This window comes from uncultured Alistipes sp., assembly GCF_949296715.1.
In the GTDB taxonomy this organism is placed as follows: domain Bacteria; phylum Bacteroidota; class Bacteroidia; order Bacteroidales; family Rikenellaceae; genus Alistipes.
This window is the reverse complement of record NZ_CASFQD010000028.1, coordinates 1-17,153: the sequence shown is the minus strand read 5'-3', so window position 1 is coordinate 17,153 and position 17,153 is coordinate 1. Positions and strand designations below refer to the sequence as shown.

Here is a 17,153-nt window from a genome sequence, read left to right as displayed (position 1 = left end):
GGCTAAATCACGATCCGCCCCAGCGCATAGACATAGAGGTCCTTGGGACGGGGATGGTAGCCGCAGGCGGGCAGGCGGGAGGGCAGCGACGCCGCAGCGGCAAAGCAGGCGGCAGTGCGGGCGGCGGAATCGGCGGCCCCAGCGAGTTTTGCCTCGGGAAGGCGGTCCAGCGTTTCGGGCACGATCGCCGTATCGAAGGCCGCCACGATGCAGCCGCAGGTCCTGTCGGGCAGGTGCAGGGTGCTGCCTCCGCAGGCGGAGACGGACGCATCGGGACAACCGCCGCACGGGGCGGGGGTTGCGGGTTCGACGGTCGCCAGCACGACGAAAAGCAGTACGGACAATAGATATTGAATCCTGACCATCATTTTGGGTTACCACATCTCTGCGCCGCGAAGATACACTCTTTCCGGCAAAAACGGACACATTCCGGGCCAAAAAACACAACGGAATTCCGATTTTGACCATCTCCGGCTCCGAAACCGCCCAAAAACAAAGCGGGGAGCGGACCCGAAGTCCGCTCCCCGCCGCACGATCCGTTGCCGGATCAGCGTCTTGCATAACGCTCGCCGACCGTCTTCCAGTCGATGCGGTCCCACAGCGCCGCAACGGCATCGGCCCGGCGGTTGCGGTAGTCGATGTAGTAGGCGTGCTCCCAGACGTCGAGGCACAGCAGCGGCACGAGCCCCTGCCGCAGGGGGTTGCCCGCATTGGGCGTTGCGACGATCACAAGATCGCCCTGGCGGTCGGCCGCAAGCCACACCCACCCCGAACCGAACAGTCCGACGGCCTCACGGTTCATCCGCTCCTTGAGCGCATCGACCGATCCGAACGTGCGGACAACGGCATCGAGCAGGGCGCCCGTCGGGGCCGTCTGCGGGTTCGGTGAGAGCTCTTCGAAATAGAATTCGTGGTTCCAGGCCTGTGCGGCGTTGTTGTAGACGGCGCCGTCGGCCGCGAGGACGATGTCCTCGAGGGGCTGCCGGGCGAACGGCGTATCGAGGATCAGTTCGTTGAGTTTGGCCACGTAGCCCGCATAGTGCTTGTCGTGGTGGTAGCGGAGCGTCTCTTCGGAGAGCTGCGGCGCCAGGGCGTCGTAGGCATAGGGCAGTTCACGCACGGTGAAACGGGCCCCGGATGTCGAATCGTTTGCCATAAACGAAAGAATTAGAAGTGAAACGATCAATGGTTGCATAAAGATAAGAAAAAAGCGGTTTCCCGGAATCAAAATTCTTCGTTATGAGAAACAAATAGGATGCCCGAAGCGGAAATCTGAAATATTTTTTGTAATTTTACCGGAAAGAGTAACAATCCATAACCTAAAAAACCATTTCTATGACACTTCCTTATTGTGAACCCTACAAGATCAAGATGACCGAGGCCATCCGCACCTCGACGCGCGAGGAGCGCGAAGCCTGGATCCGCGAGGCGCACTACAACCTCTTCAAGCTGCGCGCCGACCAGGTGACGATCGACCTGCTGACCGACTCCGGCACGGGCTCGATGTCCGACCGGCAGTGGGCGGCCATGATGACCGGCGACGAGAGCTACGCGGGCGCGTCGTCGTTCTTCCGTCTGAAGCAGACCATCGAGCGCATCTTCGGCATGCCCTACTTCCTGCCCACGCACCAGGGCCGCGCCGCCGAGAACGTGATCTTTTCGGCACTGCTCAAGGAGGGCGACATCGTCCCGGGCAACTCGCACTTCGACACCACGAAGGGCCACATCGAGTTCCGCCGCTGCCATGCCGTCGACTGCACGATCGACGCCGCAGCCGACACGCAACTCGAAATTCCCTTCAAGGGCGAGATGGACACGGCGAAGCTGGAGAAGATACTCAAGGAGAACCCCCGCGAAAAGGTGCCGTGCGTCGTGCTGACGATCACCAACAACACGGCCGGCGGACAGCCCGTATCGATGCGCAACATCCGCGAGACGGCCGAGGTGTGCCGCCGCTACGGCGTGCCCCTGCTGCTCGATTCGGCGCGCTTCGCCGAGAACGCCTACTTCATCAAGACGCGCGAGGAGGGCTACGCCGACAAGAGCATCAAGGAGATCGTGCGCGAGATCTACACCTATGCCGACATCATGACCATCTCGGCCAAGAAGGACGGCGTGGTGAACATGGGCGGCTTCGTGGCAATGCGCTCCGAGGAGCTCTACCGCAAGGCCATGTCGTTCAACATCATGTTCGAGGGTTACGTCACCTACGGCGGCATGTCGGGCCGTGACATGGATGCCCTGGCCGTGGGTCTGGACGAAAATACGGAGTTCGAGCAGCTCGACGCCCGCATCCGCCAGGTGAAGCTGCTGGGCGACCTGCTCGACGAGTACGGCGTGCCGTACCAGCGTCCGGCGGGCGGACACGCCATCTTCATCGACGCCAAGAAGGTGCTGCCGAACCTCCCGAAGGAGCAGTTCATCGCCCAGACGCTGGGTGTGGAGCTCTACATCGAGGCAGGCATCCGCGGCGTGGAGATCGGCTCGATTCTCGCGGACCGCGATCCCGAGACGCACGAGAACCGCTACCCGGCCCTCGAGCTGCTGCGCCTGGCCATCCCGCGCCGCGTCTACACGGACAACCACATCCGCGTGATTGCCGCCGCGTGCCGCAACATCTACGAGCGCCGCAACGAGATTACCACGGGCTACCGCATCTCGTTCGAGGCACCGATCCTGCGCCACTTCACCGTGGAGCTCGAAAAAATCTGACGCCCGCGGGGCGTTCTAATGACGGGGGGCTTTGGCAGGGTCCCCGCCGCATACGACAAAAGGGCCGGAGAGTCTTCTCCGGCCCTTTTCATTTTCCGGGGCTCCGCCGTCAGAGGAGCGTCTCGAGAATCTGCACGGCATTGAGCGCCGCGCCCTTCTTGATCTGGTCGCTCACGCACCAGAAGGTCAGTCCGTTGTCCGAGGTCAGGTCGCGGCGGATGCGGCCCACGTAGACGGGGTCCTTGCCGGCGATGAAGAGCGGCATCGGATAGACCTTGGCGGCGGGATCGTCCATGAGCACCACGCCGGGCGCCGCGGCGAAGGCCGCACGGGCCTCCCCGACCGTGACGGGACGCTCGGTCTCGAGCCAGATGCTCTCCGAGTGGGCCCGCATGACGGGCACGCGCACGCAGGTCGCCGAGACGCGGACATCCGAGTGCATGATCTTGCGCGTCTCGTTGTACATCTTCATCTCCTCCTTCGTGTAATCGTTTTCGGTGAAGACGTCGATATGCGGGATGACGTTGTAGGCGAGCTGGAAGGCGAACTTGCTGACCGTCGGCTCCTTGCCGGCGCACAGCTCGGCATGCTGCGTCTCGAGTTCGGCCATCGCCGCGGCACCCGCGCCGCTGGCCGACTGGTAGGTCGATACATGCACGCGCGTGATGTGCGAGAGCCGTTCGATGGCGTTCAGCGCCACGACCATCTGAATGGTCGTGCAGTTGGGGTTGGCGATGATCCGCCGCGGGGCGTTCTTCGCATCCTCGGGATTGACCTCCGGCACGACCAGCGGCACGTCGGCATCCATGCGGAAGGCGCTCGAGTTGTCGATCATCACGGCGCCGTACCTGGTAATTGTCTCCGCGAACTCGCGCGACGTGCCGGCCCCGGCCGACGTCAGGGCGTAGTCGACCCCGCGGAAGTCGTCGTTGTGCTGCAGCAGGCGGACCTTGATCTCCCTGCCGCGGAACGTATAGGATCGGCCGGCGCTGCGCTCCGACCCGAACAGCAGCAGTTCGTCGATCGGCAGCGCACGCTCCTCCAGAATCTTCAGAAACTCCTGGCCAACGGCTCCGCTGGCCCCCACGATTGCAATTTTCATCTTTTCAATACAATATTATGTTACGGTTTCCTGTTGTGGCAAATCCGATGCCCGAGGTCCCGCCGTGCGGGCCGCGGCCCGTCAGTCGAAGAAGGCGTCGTCCTCGTCGATGCCCGTTTCCGAGGCGCGGCGGTCGTCCGGCTCGCCCTCCTCGTCGCAGTCGTACTGCGGCATGAGCGTCGGGCGCACGAAGCGGTCCTCGCGCGTCACGCCGAGGCGTCCGTCGTCGTAGACCCGCTGCAGGAAGTCGCCCACGATGGGCAGCGCCACGACGCTGCCCTCGCCGCGCGCGAGCAGGTGCACCGACTGGTCCTCGCCGCCGACCCACGCACCGGCCACCAGCCGCGGGGCCACGCACATGAACCAGGCGTCGCGGTTCTTGTTCGACGTGCCGGTCTTGCCGCCCAGCTCGACATCCTTCATGTTGTACATCCAGTTGAGGCGTCCGGCCGTGCCCGACTTGACGACGCCCTGCAGCATCGTCAGCATCGTGTAGGCCGTGCGCTCGCTGATGGCGTCCTGCGACTGCGGGATGAAGCTGGCGATGAGGTTGCCCTGCCGGTCCTCGATGCGCGTGACGAAAATCGGGTCGTTGTGCACGCCCTCGTTCGCGAAGGTCGAGAAGGCGCTCACCAGTTCGTAGACGTTCGACTCGGAGGTGCCGAGGCAGAGCGCCGGCACGGGGTCGATGTAGCTGCGGATGCCCATGTTGTGGATGAAGTCGGCGACGGCCTCGGGCTGCTTGGCCTGCTTCATGATCCAGGCCGAGTAGTTGTTGCGGCTGCGGGCCAGGCCCCAGCTCAACGGGTGCAGCACACCGTCGTACTCGACCTTCCCGGCCTCCTTGGGCGACCAGGCCGTGCCGTTGGCCGTCTCGATAGTCGTCGGCAGGTTGGGCACCATCGTGCAGGGGGTCATGCCGAGGTGGTCGATGGCGAACGTGTAGACGAAGGGCTTGATCGTCGAACCGATCTGCCGCTTGCCCTGCTTGGCCATGTCATACTTGAAGTAGCGGAAGTTCGGGCCGCCGACATAGGCCTTCACGTAGCCCGTGCGGGGGTCCATCGCCACGAAGGCGGCGCGCATGATGCGCTTGTGGTGGAGGATCGAGTCGCGCGGCGTCATCAGCGTGTCGCGGTCGCCCTTGAACGTAAAGACCTTCATCGAGCAGGGGCGGTCGAACGCCGCCTCGATCTCCCGCGCACTGGCCCCGGCGTTCTTCATCTCGCGGTAGCGGTCCGAATAGCGGATGGCGTGGCGCATGATCCGCTCGCGCTCCTCGCGGTCGGCATCCACGAAGAGCACCTTCGTGCGCCGGTACTGCGCGTCCATCGCGGGCTGGATCACCGTCTCGAGCTGCTTCTGCACGGCCTGCTCGGCGTAGCGCTGCATCGAGGAGTTGATTGTCGTATAAATCTTCAGGCCGTCGCGGTAGATGTTGTAGGGCGTGCCGTCGGCCTTGACGTTCTTGCGGCACCAGCCGTAGAGCGGGTTCTCCTCATACTCGCGCACCGCCTGCTCGTAGTCCCATTGCGTGTAGAACTGGCTGCGCTTCGGGCGGTCGGCGTTCATCACCAGGCGGAGCATCTCGCGGAAGTAGGTCGCGATGCCCTCGTTATGCGACACGGGCTTGTAGTTGAGCACAATCGGGAGTGCCGAAATCGAGTCGCACTGCCCCCGCGTCAGCGCCCCGGCCTCGGCCATGCGCGAGAGGACAAGGTTGCGGCGCGCCAGCGCATTGTCGGGATTGCGCACGGGCGAGTAGCGCGTCGGCGCATTGACCACGCCCACGAGCACGGCGGCCTCCTGCACGTTCAGCTCGTCGGGCTCCTTGTTGAAGAAGGTGTGGGCCGCGGCCTTGATGCCGTAGGCGTTCGAGCCGTATTCGACCGTATTGAGGTACATGGCGGCGATCTCCTCCTTCGTGTAGTTGTATTCGAGCTTCAGGGCCGTGATCCACTCCTTGAATTTCGCCGTCACGAGTTTCGCCATGCGGGCCACGCGGCTGCGGTTGCGGGCCGTGTCGCGCGGAAAGAGGTTCTTGGCCAGCTGCTGCGTGATGGTCGAGCCGCCGCCCTGCGAGGTGTTCTGCAGCAGCACGGTCTTCACCGCCACGCGGGCCAGCGACGGGATGTCGATGCCCGAATGGCTGCGGAAGCGCACGTCCTCCGTGGCGACGAGCGCCGCGACAATCGGCGGCACGTCGTGGCCGTCGAGCCGGATGTGGAGCGTCGAGTCCGACGGGAAGAGGTCGGCATACTGCACGTAGGAGCGGTTCTGCACGAAGAAGGTGCCCAGCACCTTGCCGTCCTCGGAATAAATCTCCGTGGCGAGGTTGCTGCGGGGGTTCTCCAGCTCCTCGAACGAGGGCATGCGGCCGAAGACCCCGAAGGCCGTGAGCAGCAGCATCACGCCCACGAGCACGAAGGGGGCGAAGGCCACCACCCAGATCCATCTTATCGTTTTCGGGCCGATGCCCGACGTTTTGCGCTGTGTCATAAAACCGGAATTTGGGACAAAGGTACGAAAAATATCAGAATGGCAGCCCCAGCGAGGCGGTAAACCACACCCCGCCGCTCGAAGGATGGTAAAGCGAGAGTTTCACGGTCGTGGTAGCCGACGCCGGCTGCCGGAAGAGGTTGATGTCGAAGAGCAGGTCGCCGCCCACGGACCAGATGCGCCGCCAGTCCATCCCCACGCGGGCGATGTCGCGGAACTGCGCATAGTCGCCGCCGACGTTCAGCCGCACGCGCTTGACGTAGAGCACCGAGCCGATGCCCCCCTCGGGATACCACACCGGCAGCTGGTAGTCGGCCGAGAGGCCCGTGTAGCTGTTCGCCACGATATCCGACGAGGTGAAGCCGCGCGGGATGAGGCGCGTCGAGCGGTAGCTCAACGGCGCATAGCCCGACGGGAACTTGTAGCCGCCGATCGAGGTCTGGTAGGTCGCGGCCAGCTGCAGCGAGTGGTGCGGCGCCACGCCCGGCAGGTAGGCCTGTCCGTAGAACGAGACGAGGTCGCTGAAGTACGCATCCGCCGGATTGAACGTGTAGGAGGTGCTCACAACGTAGCCCCAGCGGGGTGCGAAGTCGCGGTGCGCGAGGGCCACCTGGTCCGAGAAGCCCGCACCGAACGAGAGTTTGTGCAGGCCGCGGCGGAAGCCGATGCGCTGCATGTTCGAAATCCAGCCGTCCTCGCCCCACTCGATGCGGTTGAGGTTGGCGACCATGCCGTTCGAGTAGTTCCACCCGGCCGAGAGGGAGAGCTGCCGCGTATGGTAGCCGCGCTGGAGGTAGAGCGGCAGCGAGGCCGTCAGCCCCACGGAGTAGTACTTGTCGGGGGCGGGCCGCTCCTGATAGACCGGATTGCCCGTCTCGGGATCATACTGCGCCAGCGAGTAGATGAGCTGGTTGCCGCCGAACGAGGCGTCGAGGTCGAAACGCAGCCCCAGCCCGAAATAACGCACGCCGAGGTTGAACAACGAACCTTCGTTGCGGTTCCAGCCGTAGGAGGCGTAGGCCTCGGTGTTCGACAGGAGGTTCTGCGAGAGGAACGTCACGCCGAGGTTCAGGTCGATGATCTGCTCGTCGACCGCCAGGAAGGGGTCGAACGCCACGGGCATCCAGCTGTGGACGTTGACCAGATTGGGCAGCTTGCGGTAGCGCTTCTCGCGGAAATCTGCCCGCTGCCGCAGCGAGTCGGCCGCCGTGAAGCGCACCGTGTCGAGGTTGACGACATCCCAGCGGCGGCGCGGCGGGTTGACCAGGTTGCGCGGCAGGCGCGACGGCGCGACGGGCGTCAAAAGGCTGTCCGCGACGGATTGCGTCGCCACACGGTAGCCGTGCCGGTCGTAGGAGGTCACCAGCACCCCCTCGCCGCCGGGCACGGGCGAGAAGGAGCCGTATTCCGATTCGGTGATGCGGTATTCGCGTCCCGTGGCCAGGTCGTAACAGTGCGCCTCGTCGCGGCCCGAGGCGATCGACCCGAAGTAGAGGCGTCCGTCGGCGGCCCGCAGGTCCGAGAGCGTGATGTAGGCCCCCTGCGTCAGGGGTTCAACCCCCTCCCGCGTGACGCGGCCGAGCCACATGCCCGAGTCGTCGGTCACCAGCACGTACCAGCCGCGCGTCGCATTGTCCCACGCCAGCCCGTGCAGCTCGGCCCGGGCGGGGGCCGGCGTGCGGCGGAGTTCACCGCCCTCCGACCGCACCACGACGGCATACGACCCGTCGGGATTGTACTCCACCCAGCCGAAGGCTCCCTCGGCCGCGGTCGGATAGAGCACGCGCCGTGCGCCGGCGACGGTGCGCGGGCGCTCCTGCGCGAGCGACATGGCGCACAGCTGCGAATTGACCCGCTGCTCGAAGAGCGCCGAACGCCGGTACTCGGTCCACCAGACGCTGTCGCCGCGGAGCGTCGGGCGCGTCGAGACGTTGCCCGTGTAGGCCACCACACGCTCCGCACCCGTCCGGGGGTCGATGCGCACGAAGCGCGACGGACGGTCGTAATCGCTCTTGAGGGCCAGCACCGAGCCGTCGTCGAGCCGCAGCGGCCACCGGTAGGTCGTATAGTTTCCGTCGGGCAGCGGCGTCAGCGTCGCGGTGCGCTCCTCGACGGGCGGCAGCGCCGCCCAGAAGCGTTCCAGCGTGTCGAACGTCTCGTGGAAGAGCCGGTCGCCATCCGTATCGTAGAACTTCTCCAGGGCGATGCTCGTCGTGAAAATCATGTAGGGGTTGCGCGAGCTGTACCACGCCACCTTGTCCCAGATGTTCTCGCCGTAGCGCTCCCAGGCATAGGAGCATATCTGGTAGCCCAGCTCGTAATGGTCGGGGATGTAGTCGCGGTAGGAGCCGCAGAACCACTTGTCGATGTTGCGCCGGCGGCGGCCCCGCTCATACCCCACCTTTCCCATGGCGCGGTAACCCATCGAGAAGGAGGGCTGCAGCCCGCGGCCGAACGACGACATCATCGTCTCCGACATCACGGCATCGCCCTCGATGGCCCACAGCGGCATGAAGAGCAGGCCGACGGTCGAGCCCTGCTGTCCGAGCAGGTAGCTCAACACGCGGATCAGCCCCCGGTCGAGGTTGTTGTACTGCACGGCGTGGCGGTACTCATGCGCCACGAGCTGCTTGTACCACGGCATCGAATAGGATTCGATGGCCGGCGAGGTGAGGAACTCCACGCGCTTCGGCAGGTACATGACCAGTCCGTTCGAGAGGAAGTTCTCGGGGTGCATGACGAAGGGGATGCGCATCGGGCCGTGGCGGAATCCGTAGGAGATGTCGGGCTGCACGGTGCGGATGTAGAAGAGCGTGCGTGCGGCCACCCCCGCCACCGTGTCGGGATAGATCATCCGCACGTCGGGCGTGCGGATCGTCGACCACTTCTGCGGGGCGTCCGAACCCCACGTGTAGTACTGGGCCGCCGCGCGCTCCGCCGCACACAGCGCCCAGACAAGGATCAGGGCAAACAACAGGCGTCGCACGTCAGCAGCCGGCTTTCTTGCAGCCGTAGCCGGCCGCCGTGAGTATCGCGACCACGCGGTCGCGGTGGTCGCCCTGGATGATGATCTCGCCCTGCTTGGCCGCGCCGCCCACGCCGCAGCGGGTCTTGAGCAGGCGCGCCAGCTCCGCGAGGTCGGCCTCGCGGCCCACGAAGCCCCGCACGAGCGTCACAACCTTGCCCGCGCGCTGCTTGCGGTCGAGCCACACGCGCAGCTGCTGCCGCGCCGGGGGCAGCGTCTCCGCCTCCGGCTCCTCGTCGGTCACGTATTTGTAGTCGGGATCGGTCGAATAGACCATTCCCAGACGCGATTTCCAATCGTTGTCTGCCATCTCTTCAGTTTGGTTGCTTATGTCGGAATCCTAACGCCCGGTCGGACGCGATATTTTGCACAAAAATAATAAATTATTATCTTTGTTTGCGTAACAGGCGATGAAGATGCGAGAAAAACTGCGCAAACTCAATCCTTTCGCGCGGCAGCCGACACTCGACGAACTGCCGCGCCCGCTGCCGGCCAACCCCGACCAGCGGCTGGTGAAGGTCTACGTCGAGGGGTACGAGGACGTGGCCTTCTGGCGCGGCATCTTCGACCACTTCCATAACCCCTACCTGCGCTTCGAAATCTCGGTGCCCGACCGGGGCGACCTGCCCAAGGGCAAGAAGGTGCTCCTCTCGATGATCCCCCAGGCAGGCGAGGAGATGCTGCTGTGCGTCGACTCGGACTTCGACTACCTCTTTGCCGGGCGCACGGAGCAGTCGCGCGAGGTCAACGACGCGAAGTTCATGTTCCACACCTACGCCTACGCCACCGAAAACTACCTCTGCTACGCCCCCTCGCTGCACAACGTCTGCGTCAAGGCCACGAAGAACGACACGCGCATCTTCGACTTCGTGAAGTTCATGCACGAATACTCGTGCACGATCTACCCGCTCTTCGTCTGGTACGCCTTCTCGGCGCAGCTCGCGTCGGAGAACGTCTTTCCGCTCATCGACTTCAAGTCGTCGGTGCGCCTCGGCTACCTCGACCTCGCCGAAAACGGCGCGAAGACGATCGAATGGCTGCGGCGCAACGTCGCCAAGCGCGAGCGGCTGCTCGAGCAGCGCAACCCGAAGATGCTCGAGCCGATGAAGACCTTTGAGGCACAGCTCCGCGACCGGGGCCTCACGCCCGGGAACACCTACCTCTTCATGCACGGCCACACGCTCATGGACAACGTCGTGCTCGTCATGCTCAACTCCGTGTGCGAGAAGCTGCGGCAGATGTCCATCGCCCGCATCACGGCCTCCGACAAGCGGGGCGTGGCGCTCAAGAACGAGATGTCGAACTACACCAACTCGCTGCGCTCGATCCGCGACGTGCTGCTCGACAACGAGAACTACGTCCGCTGCCCGCTCTACAAGCGGCTGCAGCGTGACATCACGCGCTACATCACGCGCACGATCCTCGACATGAAGCGCCGCGGCGAGATCCAGGGCGACTCCTACCTCACCGTGCTGCGCAACCTGCGCGAGGTCCAGCGCTGACGCCCGGCGGCATATCGACCGCCGCAGGGATGTTGGCCCCGCGGCAGGGACGGCGGCGGAAAAACGGCAGCGGAAACACGCTGCGGCCCCGGCGGCGGCAACCCCGGCAGCAACCCCAGCGGTAACCCCGGCGGCAAAAAAACAGCGGCGGCCCCTCTTCGGAAGGGCCGCCGCTTTGTTGTTGCCAAGTCCCGGTTCCGGGACCGGGCATGAAGGAAAACCGTCCGTCAGCCGCGCTTGCGGACCACGCGCACGGTCGCCTGCGTGGCCTGCCGGATGAAGACCTGCGGGCCGCGGGCATAGCGCCGCCACAGCTCGTCGGTGTAGCCGCGCACGGTGAGCAGCTCCATGTTGTCGGAACGCATCACGTCGAATCCCGCCTCGCGCAGCGCACCGACCGCCTCGTCGATATGCCACGACTTGTCGACGCAGAGACTCAGATTCACGGCCGAATTGTGGATCAGGTTGGCCTTGATGCGGAAGCGCTCGAGCAGCGAGAAGATCGTGGCGAACTTCTCCTCGAGCACGAACGAGAAGTCGCGCGAACGGATCGTCAGCAGCACCTGGTCCTTCTTGAGGATCAGGATCGGCACGTCGACCGGCGCCGACATGGCGCGGATCACCGTGCCGGGCTTGCGCTTGTCGCCGAAGGGACGGACATAGAGCGGGATATTCTTGTTCTGCAACGGCTTGATCGTCTTCGGGTGGATGATCTGCGCGCCGCTGTAGGCCAGTTCGATCGTATCGAGGTAATTCAGCTCGGCAATCTGCACGGCGTCGGGAAAGATCTTCGGATCGGCGTTCAGGATGCCGTCGACATCCTTCCACACCGACATCGACTCGGCGTCGAGGATGTTGGCCACAACGGCCGCCGAGTAGTCCGAGCCCTCGCGGCCGAGCGTCGTGGTCGTGCCATCGGGCGCTCCGCCGATGAAGCCCTGCCCGATGAAGATCGTCTCCCCACAACCGGCCAGCGCGGCGCGCAGGCGGGGCGTCGAGGCCTCGATGTCGACGCCGGCATCCTTGTGGCGCTGCTCCGTCAGCAGGCAGCGGCGCATGTCGATCCAGCGGTTCGCGACACCGGCATGGTTCAGGTACTCGGAGATGATCGTCGTCGAGACCAGTTCGCCGTAGGCGACGATCTCGTCGTAGCGCAGCTCGGCATCCTCCGGACGGTAGGCCGTCCCGGTGACGACATGCTCCAGCTCGTCGAAGAGCGCATCGACCCGCTCAAGGCGCCTGTGGCCGTGCCACAGGTCGTCGATGATCTCCGCATGGTAGCTGCGCAGCGCGGCCACCTCGCCCAGCGCCGCCTCGCGGTCGTCCTGCTGCAGCCCGGCGAAGACCCGCTCCAGGGCGTTCGTCGTCTTGCCCATGGCCGAGACGATGATGAAGAGGTGCTGCTCGTCGTCGATGATCTTGCGCAGGTTTCTCACGCCGTCGGCGTTGCGCACCGAGGCACCTCCGAATTTGTATACCTTCATATTTTTTCTGTTAACCTAACCATCTTTACATCGGGCAGCGGAGCCGCCGCCGAAGCGGTGGCCCGCCAGTCCCGCGGATTTCATGAGAGTCCTACTTCCCGACCGGACGGTACGGCACGCCGATGTTCTGGAAGAGGAAGGCGTACATGTCGGCCGCCTCGTCGATACGCTTCGACGTCGGCTTGCCGGCGCCGTGACCCGCCTTTGACTCGATGCGGATCAGCACCGGGGCGTCGCCCGCCTGGCAGTGCTGCATCTGTGCGGCAAACTTGAACGAGTGGGCCGGAACGACGCGGTCGTCGTGGTCGGCCGTCATCACCAGCGTGGCGGGATACTTCACACCCTCGCGGATGTTGTGCACGGGCGAGTAGGCGTAGATGTAGGGGAACTGCTCGGCGTTGTCCGACGAGCCGTACTCCACGACCCATCCCCAGCCGATGGTGAATTTGTGGTAGCGCAGCATGTCCATCACGCCGACCTGCGGCAGGCAGACGGCGAAGAGGTCGGGACGCTGCACCTCGCAGGCGCCGACGAGCAGACCGCCGTTTGAGCCGCCGTTGATGGCCAGGCGCTCCGACGAGGTGTACTTCCCGGCGATGAGGTACTCGGCCGCGGCGATGAAGTCGTCAAAGACGTTCTGCTTCTTCTCGAGCATGCCGGCGCGGTGCCAGGCCTCGCCGTACTCCGAGCCGCCGCGCAGGTTAGCCACGCAGTAGATGCCGCCCTGCTCGACGAACATCAGCGCCGAGGGGCTGAAGCCCGGCGTGAGGTTGATCTGGAAGCCGCCGTACCCGTAGAGCAGGCAGGGGTTCTGGCCGTCGAGCTTCATGTCCTTGCGGTGGGTGATGAACATCGGCACGCGCGTTCCGTCCTTCGAGGGGTAGAAGACCTGCTCGGTGACGAAGAGCGACGGGTCGAAGTTCACCTCCGGAGCCTTGTAGAGGGTCGACTCCGCCGAGGCGACGTCGTAATGGTAGACGGTCGCGGGAGAGGTATAGTTCGTGAGCGTGTAGTAGAGTTCGGTCGTCTCGTCGTCGCCGGAGAAGCCGCCGACGGTGCCGATGGCCGGGAGCTGCACGTCGCGCACGCGGCGGCCGTCGAAGTCGAACTGCACGATCTTGTCCTGCGCATTCTCGAGGTACGAGGCAAAGAGGTAGCCGCCGACCGACGAGACCCCTTCGAGCAGCGTCGTCTCATGCTCCGGGATGACGGTCTCGATCCGCTTCGGGCTGTTCAGGTCGATGCGGCAGAGGGCATAGTTCATGGCGTCGCGGTTGGTCACGTAGTAGAGGGCGTCGTCCTTCACCGTGACGGGGGCATAGTCGGCATCGAAGCCCTTGAGCAGCGTGCGGAACTGCGTCTCGGAGCTTCGGCGATAGAGCACCTCCGTGCCGGAGGTACCCTCCGACGCAAGGACGAAGAGCCACTTGCCGTCCTCCGAGGGCCAGGCCCAGAAGTAGCGCAGCGGGTGCTCGCGGTCCTCGTAGACGAGGCGGTCGGCCGACTGCGGCGTGCCCAGCGCATGGTAGTAGACCTTCTGATACTGGTTCTGCGACGAATAGACGCTTCCGTCGGGAGCCTCATAGCCGCTGTAGTAGAAGCCTTTGGAGTCGGGAGCCCACTCGGCGCCGGAGTTCTTCACCCAGTTGATTTTGTCGGTGGTCAGCTCACCCGTCGCGGTGTCCTTGACGCGGATCTCGACCCAGTCCGAACCCGATGCGGCGGCCGCATAGGCAAAGTAGCGCCCGTCCTTCGAGAACGACGCCGCGGCCAGCGCCACCGTCCCGTCCTCCGAAAGGGTGTTCGGATCGAGGAAGACCTCGCCCGGCGTGCCCGGCTGCTGCGTGCGGTAGAGCACCGCCTGGTTCTGCAGGCCGTCGTTATAATAGTAGTACCACCAGTCGCCGTGCTTGACCGGCGCCCCCTCCTTGGGATAGTTCCACAGTTCGGTCAGCCGCTCGCGGATCGCACCGCGGAAGGGGATCTGCGAGAGGTAGTTCTCCGTCACGGCATTCTCGGCCGCCACCCAGGCAGCCGTCGCCTCCGAATTGTCGTCCTCGAGCCAGCGGTAGGGATCGGGCACCTCGGTGCCGAAATAGTTGTCCACGACCCCGCCGCGCTCGGTTTCGGGGTAGGGCATCCGTTTTATCTGCTTCATGTCGCTGCAGGATGCTGCAAGGGCCGCCATGCCCGCGAGCAGGGCGGCGGTGGTGAATGAGTGTTTCATACGCGTACCTTTTGGGTTATGGTCGGGGCAAAGTTAGGAAAAATAAGCGATTTTGCATACCTTTGTCCGGAACAAACTTTCAGCCCGCCGCCGGCGGAGCAGGCCGAAGCGCCCGGCGCGCCCCGGCCGTCCGGCCCGCAGGTGCGGCTGCCCAAACACGACAAAAAAATGTACAGCGAACTCGAAACGATAATCGGGCAGGCGTGGGAGGACCGCACGCTGCTCGAAAAGAAGCAGGTGCGCGAGGCCATCGAGCGCGTCGTCGCACTCGTGGACCGCGGCGAGCTCCGCACGGCGGAGCCCGTCGATGAGGCCGCCAGCGAGTGGCGGGTCAACGAATGGGTCAAGAAGGCCATCATCCTCTACTTCCCGATCCGCCCCATGCGCAGGATGGAGGCCGGCGAACTGGAGTGGTACGACAAGATGGAGCTCAAGCACGGCTACGAGGAGCTGGGCGTGCGCGCCGTGCCGCACGCCGTGGCCCGCTACGGCGCCTACATCGCCCCGGGGGCGATCCTCATGCCGTCGTATGTCAACATCGGGGCCTACGTCGACACGGGCACGATGGTCGACACGTGGGCCACGGTCGGTTCGTGCGCCCAGATCGGACGCCACGTTCACCTCTCGGGCGGCGTGGGCATCGGCGGCGTGCTGGAGCCCGTGCAGGCGGCGCCGGTCATCATCGAGGACAACTGCTTCATCGGCTCGCGCTCGATCGTCGTCGAGGGGGCGCACGTCTGCCGCGAGGCGGTCCTCGGCTCGAACACCGTCATCACCGGCTCGACGCACATCATCGACGTCACGGGACCGGAGCCCGTCACCTACAAGGGTTACGTCCCGGCCCGCTCGGTGGTCGTGCCGGGCAGCTACCGCAAGCAGTTCCCGGCGGGCGAATACAGCGTCTCGTGCGCCCTGATCATCGGCCGCCGCAAGGAGTCCACCGACAAGAAAACCTCGCTCAACGACGCCCTGCGCGACTTCGGCGTCTCGATCTGATCCGGCCATGATCTACCGCATCGACGAAACCACCTCGACGAACGACGACGCCCGCGACGCGCGCTACCGCCACGGCGACATCGTCTGGGCCGAGCGGCAGACCGCCGGCCGCGGGCAGCGGGGCCACACGTGGCTCAGCCCCAAGGGCGAGAATATCACCTTCACGCTGGTACTCGAACCGCACTTCCTGCCCGCGGGCGAGCAGTTCCTGCTCTCGGAGATCGTGACGCTGGCCCTCACGGAGCTCTTCGACCGCTACGGCATCGACACGCGCATCAAGTGGACGAACGACATCTACACGGGTGACCGCAAACTGGTGGGCATGCTCATCGAGCACGACCTTGCGGGCGGGCGGCTGGCACGCACGCTTGCCGGCATCGGCATCAACGTCAACCAGACCCGGTTCGACCCCTCGCTGCCGAACCCCGTGTCGATGGCCACGGCCACGGGCCGCACGTTCAACCGCGAGGAGGTGCTCGGCCGCTTCCACGAGCTGTTCATAGCGCGCTACGCCCAGCTGGAGCGTGGCGAGAAGGAGGCAATCCAGCACGACTACCGGCTGCGGATGTACCGCCTCGGGGAGCGCCACCCCTACCGGCTGCCCGACGGCACTCTCTTCGAGGCCGCCATCGAGGGGGTCCGCCCCTCGGGAGCGCTGCTGCTGCGCCGCACGGACGGCTCGCTCGGCGAATACCTCTTCCGCGAAGTGGAGTTCGTCATCGCCGCAAAGGGCTGACCGACAACCCGCCGCGAGGTCACACAAAAGCCCGACCGATACCCCGCCGCGGGAATACGCAACGATCCGACCCGCACCCGTTGCGGGCCACAGCACAAAGGAGGACCGACGGAACTGCCGCCGGTCCTCCTTGTTATATCGGTCCGCGTCACCCGCGGCCAGTCCTTCTTCTGTCAGTGAAACGATCCGACATCCTCGCCCTGATTGAGGTTCCGATCATTTCGTCCGAGCCCCGGCTTGATCTGATGGAGCTCGCTCGTCAGAGGCAGCTTCCTGAAATTCAAAACAGTCAACCCAAACATATATTTCAGCTGTTTCGCAAAATCATTGACATTCCACCGAACCTCCTCTTTCAGCCGTTTCTCGAGCGTCCGATAGAAGTCGGGCGACAGCGATGTCAGTTCCGGATAGTTTCCAATAACGAACGACACTTCCAACTGGACACCATCCTCCGGATTCACCGCACATCCAACCGCCAACGGCAGGCGCAGGTTGCGCAGCGCGACGATCTGCTCATCGGTAAACATATCCCGGAATATCCGGGTAAAGGCCTCTTGATCCGCCACCGCTCCGTCCACACGACCATACTCTTCCAAGGTCTCCAACCTCCGACCATCCTTGTAATAAAGAGAGGAAGACGCATCTGCCGCCGTGTAGCGATTTTCAGCATTGCAGATGGTAATGGTCGGAGAATCCGCCCCATCGATGCAATAAACGGTTCCGTCCGTCGCACTAACGGTGCCATCCTTCGCATAGTAGTTCGTCACCGGATCCGGCGTCTGGCCGTAACCCGCCACAGCAAGCAGCAGGCCGCACAAAATAACCAATCTTTTCATGTCCGTATGTGGTTGCGGTTCAACGTTTCTATTC

13 protein-coding genes are annotated in these 17,153 nt (G+C 64.4%); 4 read left to right on the top strand and 9 right to left on the bottom strand.

The features are described 5' to 3' along the window. Window positions 1–2: 2 nt before the first annotated feature. On the bottom strand, window positions 3–344 hold the full coding sequence (locus Q1Y33_RS04635; RefSeq protein ID WP_300798586.1) for a hypothetical protein: 342 nt from the start codon (window positions 342–344) through the stop codon (window positions 3–5). Between the two features lie 203 nt (window positions 345–547). After that, window positions 548–1,156 carry a superoxide dismutase gene (locus tag Q1Y33_RS04630; protein ID WP_300798585.1) on the bottom strand — a complete coding sequence of 203 codons (609 nt, stop codon included), beginning with the start codon at window positions 1,154–1,156 and terminating at the stop codon, window positions 548–550. Window positions 1,157–1,335: 179 nt separating this feature from the next. On the opposite strand from Q1Y33_RS04630, the gene Q1Y33_RS04625 reads away from it, so the two are divergent. Further along, a complete protein-coding gene (locus Q1Y33_RS04625; RefSeq protein WP_300798584.1) occupies window positions 1,336–2,712 on the top strand; it encodes a tryptophanase in 1,377 nt (458 codons plus the stop codon). Window positions 2,713–2,821: 109 nt separating this feature from the next. Here the strand turns inward: Q1Y33_RS04625 and Q1Y33_RS04620 are convergent, their stop codons facing one another. The 4 genes from Q1Y33_RS04620 to Q1Y33_RS04605 all read right to left on the bottom strand — a co-directional run bounded on the left by Q1Y33_RS04620 (window position 2,822) and on the right by Q1Y33_RS04605 (window position 9,648). Beyond that, window positions 2,822–3,814, bottom strand: coding sequence for an aspartate-semialdehyde dehydrogenase (locus Q1Y33_RS04620; RefSeq protein WP_300798583.1), 993 nt, complete (start codon window positions 3,812–3,814; stop codon window positions 2,822–2,824). A gap of 81 nt (window positions 3,815–3,895) precedes the next feature. Beyond that, the gene (locus Q1Y33_RS04615; RefSeq protein ID WP_300798582.1) at window positions 3,896–6,313 is read right to left on the bottom strand and encodes a transglycosylase domain-containing protein; all 2,418 of its coding nucleotides are present in this window, start codon (window positions 6,311–6,313) and stop codon (window positions 3,896–3,898) included. A 34-nt stretch (window positions 6,314–6,347) separates the two neighbouring features. Beyond that, complete coding sequence (locus tag Q1Y33_RS04610) at window positions 6,348–9,299, bottom strand: hypothetical protein (RefSeq protein WP_300798581.1); 2,952 nt, start codon at window positions 9,297–9,299, stop codon at window positions 6,348–6,350. A gap of 1 nt (window position 9,300) precedes the next feature. After that, window positions 9,301–9,648, bottom strand: coding sequence for a translation initiation factor (locus Q1Y33_RS04605; protein WP_300798580.1), 348 nt, complete (start codon window positions 9,646–9,648; stop codon window positions 9,301–9,303). Between the two features lie 106 nt (window positions 9,649–9,754). Between Q1Y33_RS04605 and Q1Y33_RS04600 the strand changes: the two genes are divergently transcribed. After that, window positions 9,755–10,840, top strand: a complete 1,086-nt coding sequence (locus Q1Y33_RS04600) for a DUF4435 domain-containing protein (RefSeq protein ID WP_300798579.1) — start codon at window positions 9,755–9,757, stop codon at window positions 10,838–10,840. A gap of 227 nt (window positions 10,841–11,067) precedes the next feature. Here Q1Y33_RS04600 and Q1Y33_RS04595 read toward each other — a convergent pair whose 3' ends face one another. Together Q1Y33_RS04595 and Q1Y33_RS04590 are read right to left on the bottom strand one after the other, a co-directional pair. Beyond that, the gene (locus Q1Y33_RS04595) at window positions 11,068–12,324 is read right to left on the bottom strand and encodes an aspartate kinase (RefSeq protein ID WP_300798578.1); all 1,257 of its coding nucleotides are present in this window, start codon (window positions 12,322–12,324) and stop codon (window positions 11,068–11,070) included. Between the two features lie 91 nt (window positions 12,325–12,415). Next, window positions 12,416–14,551 carry a prolyl oligopeptidase family serine peptidase gene (locus tag Q1Y33_RS04590; protein ID WP_300798577.1) on the bottom strand — a complete coding sequence of 712 codons (2,136 nt, stop codon included), beginning with the start codon at window positions 14,549–14,551 and terminating at the stop codon, window positions 12,416–12,418. Between the two features lie 168 nt (window positions 14,552–14,719). Between Q1Y33_RS04590 and Q1Y33_RS04585 the strand changes: the two genes are divergently transcribed. Further along, window positions 14,720–15,547 carry a 2,3,4,5-tetrahydropyridine-2,6-dicarboxylate N-succinyltransferase gene (locus Q1Y33_RS04585; RefSeq protein ID WP_300798576.1) on the top strand — a complete coding sequence of 276 codons (828 nt, stop codon included), beginning with the start codon at window positions 14,720–14,722 and terminating at the stop codon, window positions 15,545–15,547. A 7-nt stretch (window positions 15,548–15,554) separates the two neighbouring features. After that, window positions 15,555–16,283, top strand: a complete 729-nt coding sequence (locus Q1Y33_RS04580) for a biotin--[acetyl-CoA-carboxylase] ligase (RefSeq protein WP_300798575.1) — start codon at window positions 15,555–15,557, stop codon at window positions 16,281–16,283. Between the two features lie 173 nt (window positions 16,284–16,456). Here the strand turns inward: Q1Y33_RS04580 and Q1Y33_RS04575 are convergent. Beyond that, the coding region (locus tag Q1Y33_RS04575; protein WP_300798574.1) for a DUF5043 domain-containing protein at window positions 16,457–17,153 on the bottom strand (697 nt) is incomplete at its 5' end.

Excerpts from the sequence above, each read along its gene's own strand:
- Q1Y33_RS04625 (WP_300798584.1), top strand. The coding sequence starts at position 1,336 with ATGACACTTCCTTATTGTGAACCCTACAAGATCAAGATGACCGAGGCC.
- Q1Y33_RS04595 (WP_300798578.1), bottom strand. The coding sequence starts at position 12,324 with ATGAAGGTATACAAATTCGGAGGTGCCTCGGTGCGCAACGCCGACGGC.
- Q1Y33_RS04620 (WP_300798583.1), bottom strand. The coding sequence starts at position 3,814 with ATGAAAATTGCAATCGTGGGGGCCAGCGGAGCCGTTGGCCAGGAGTTT.
- Q1Y33_RS04590 (WP_300798577.1), bottom strand. The coding sequence starts at position 14,551 with ATGAAACACTCATTCACCACCGCCGCCCTGCTCGCGGGCATGGCGGCC.
- Q1Y33_RS04615 (WP_300798582.1), bottom strand. The coding sequence starts at position 6,313 with ATGACACAGCGCAAAACGTCGGGCATCGGCCCGAAAACGATAAGATGG.
- Q1Y33_RS04605 (WP_300798580.1), bottom strand. The coding sequence starts at position 9,648 with ATGGCAGACAACGATTGGAAATCGCGTCTGGGAATGGTCTATTCGACC.
- Q1Y33_RS04600 (WP_300798579.1), top strand. The coding sequence starts at position 9,755 with ATGCGAGAAAAACTGCGCAAACTCAATCCTTTCGCGCGGCAGCCGACA.
- Q1Y33_RS04580 (WP_300798575.1), top strand. The coding sequence starts at position 15,555 with ATGATCTACCGCATCGACGAAACCACCTCGACGAACGACGACGCCCGC.
- Q1Y33_RS04585 (WP_300798576.1), top strand. The coding sequence starts at position 14,720 with ATGTACAGCGAACTCGAAACGATAATCGGGCAGGCGTGGGAGGACCGC.
- Q1Y33_RS04630 (WP_300798585.1), bottom strand. The coding sequence starts at position 1,156 with ATGGCAAACGATTCGACATCCGGGGCCCGTTTCACCGTGCGTGAACTG.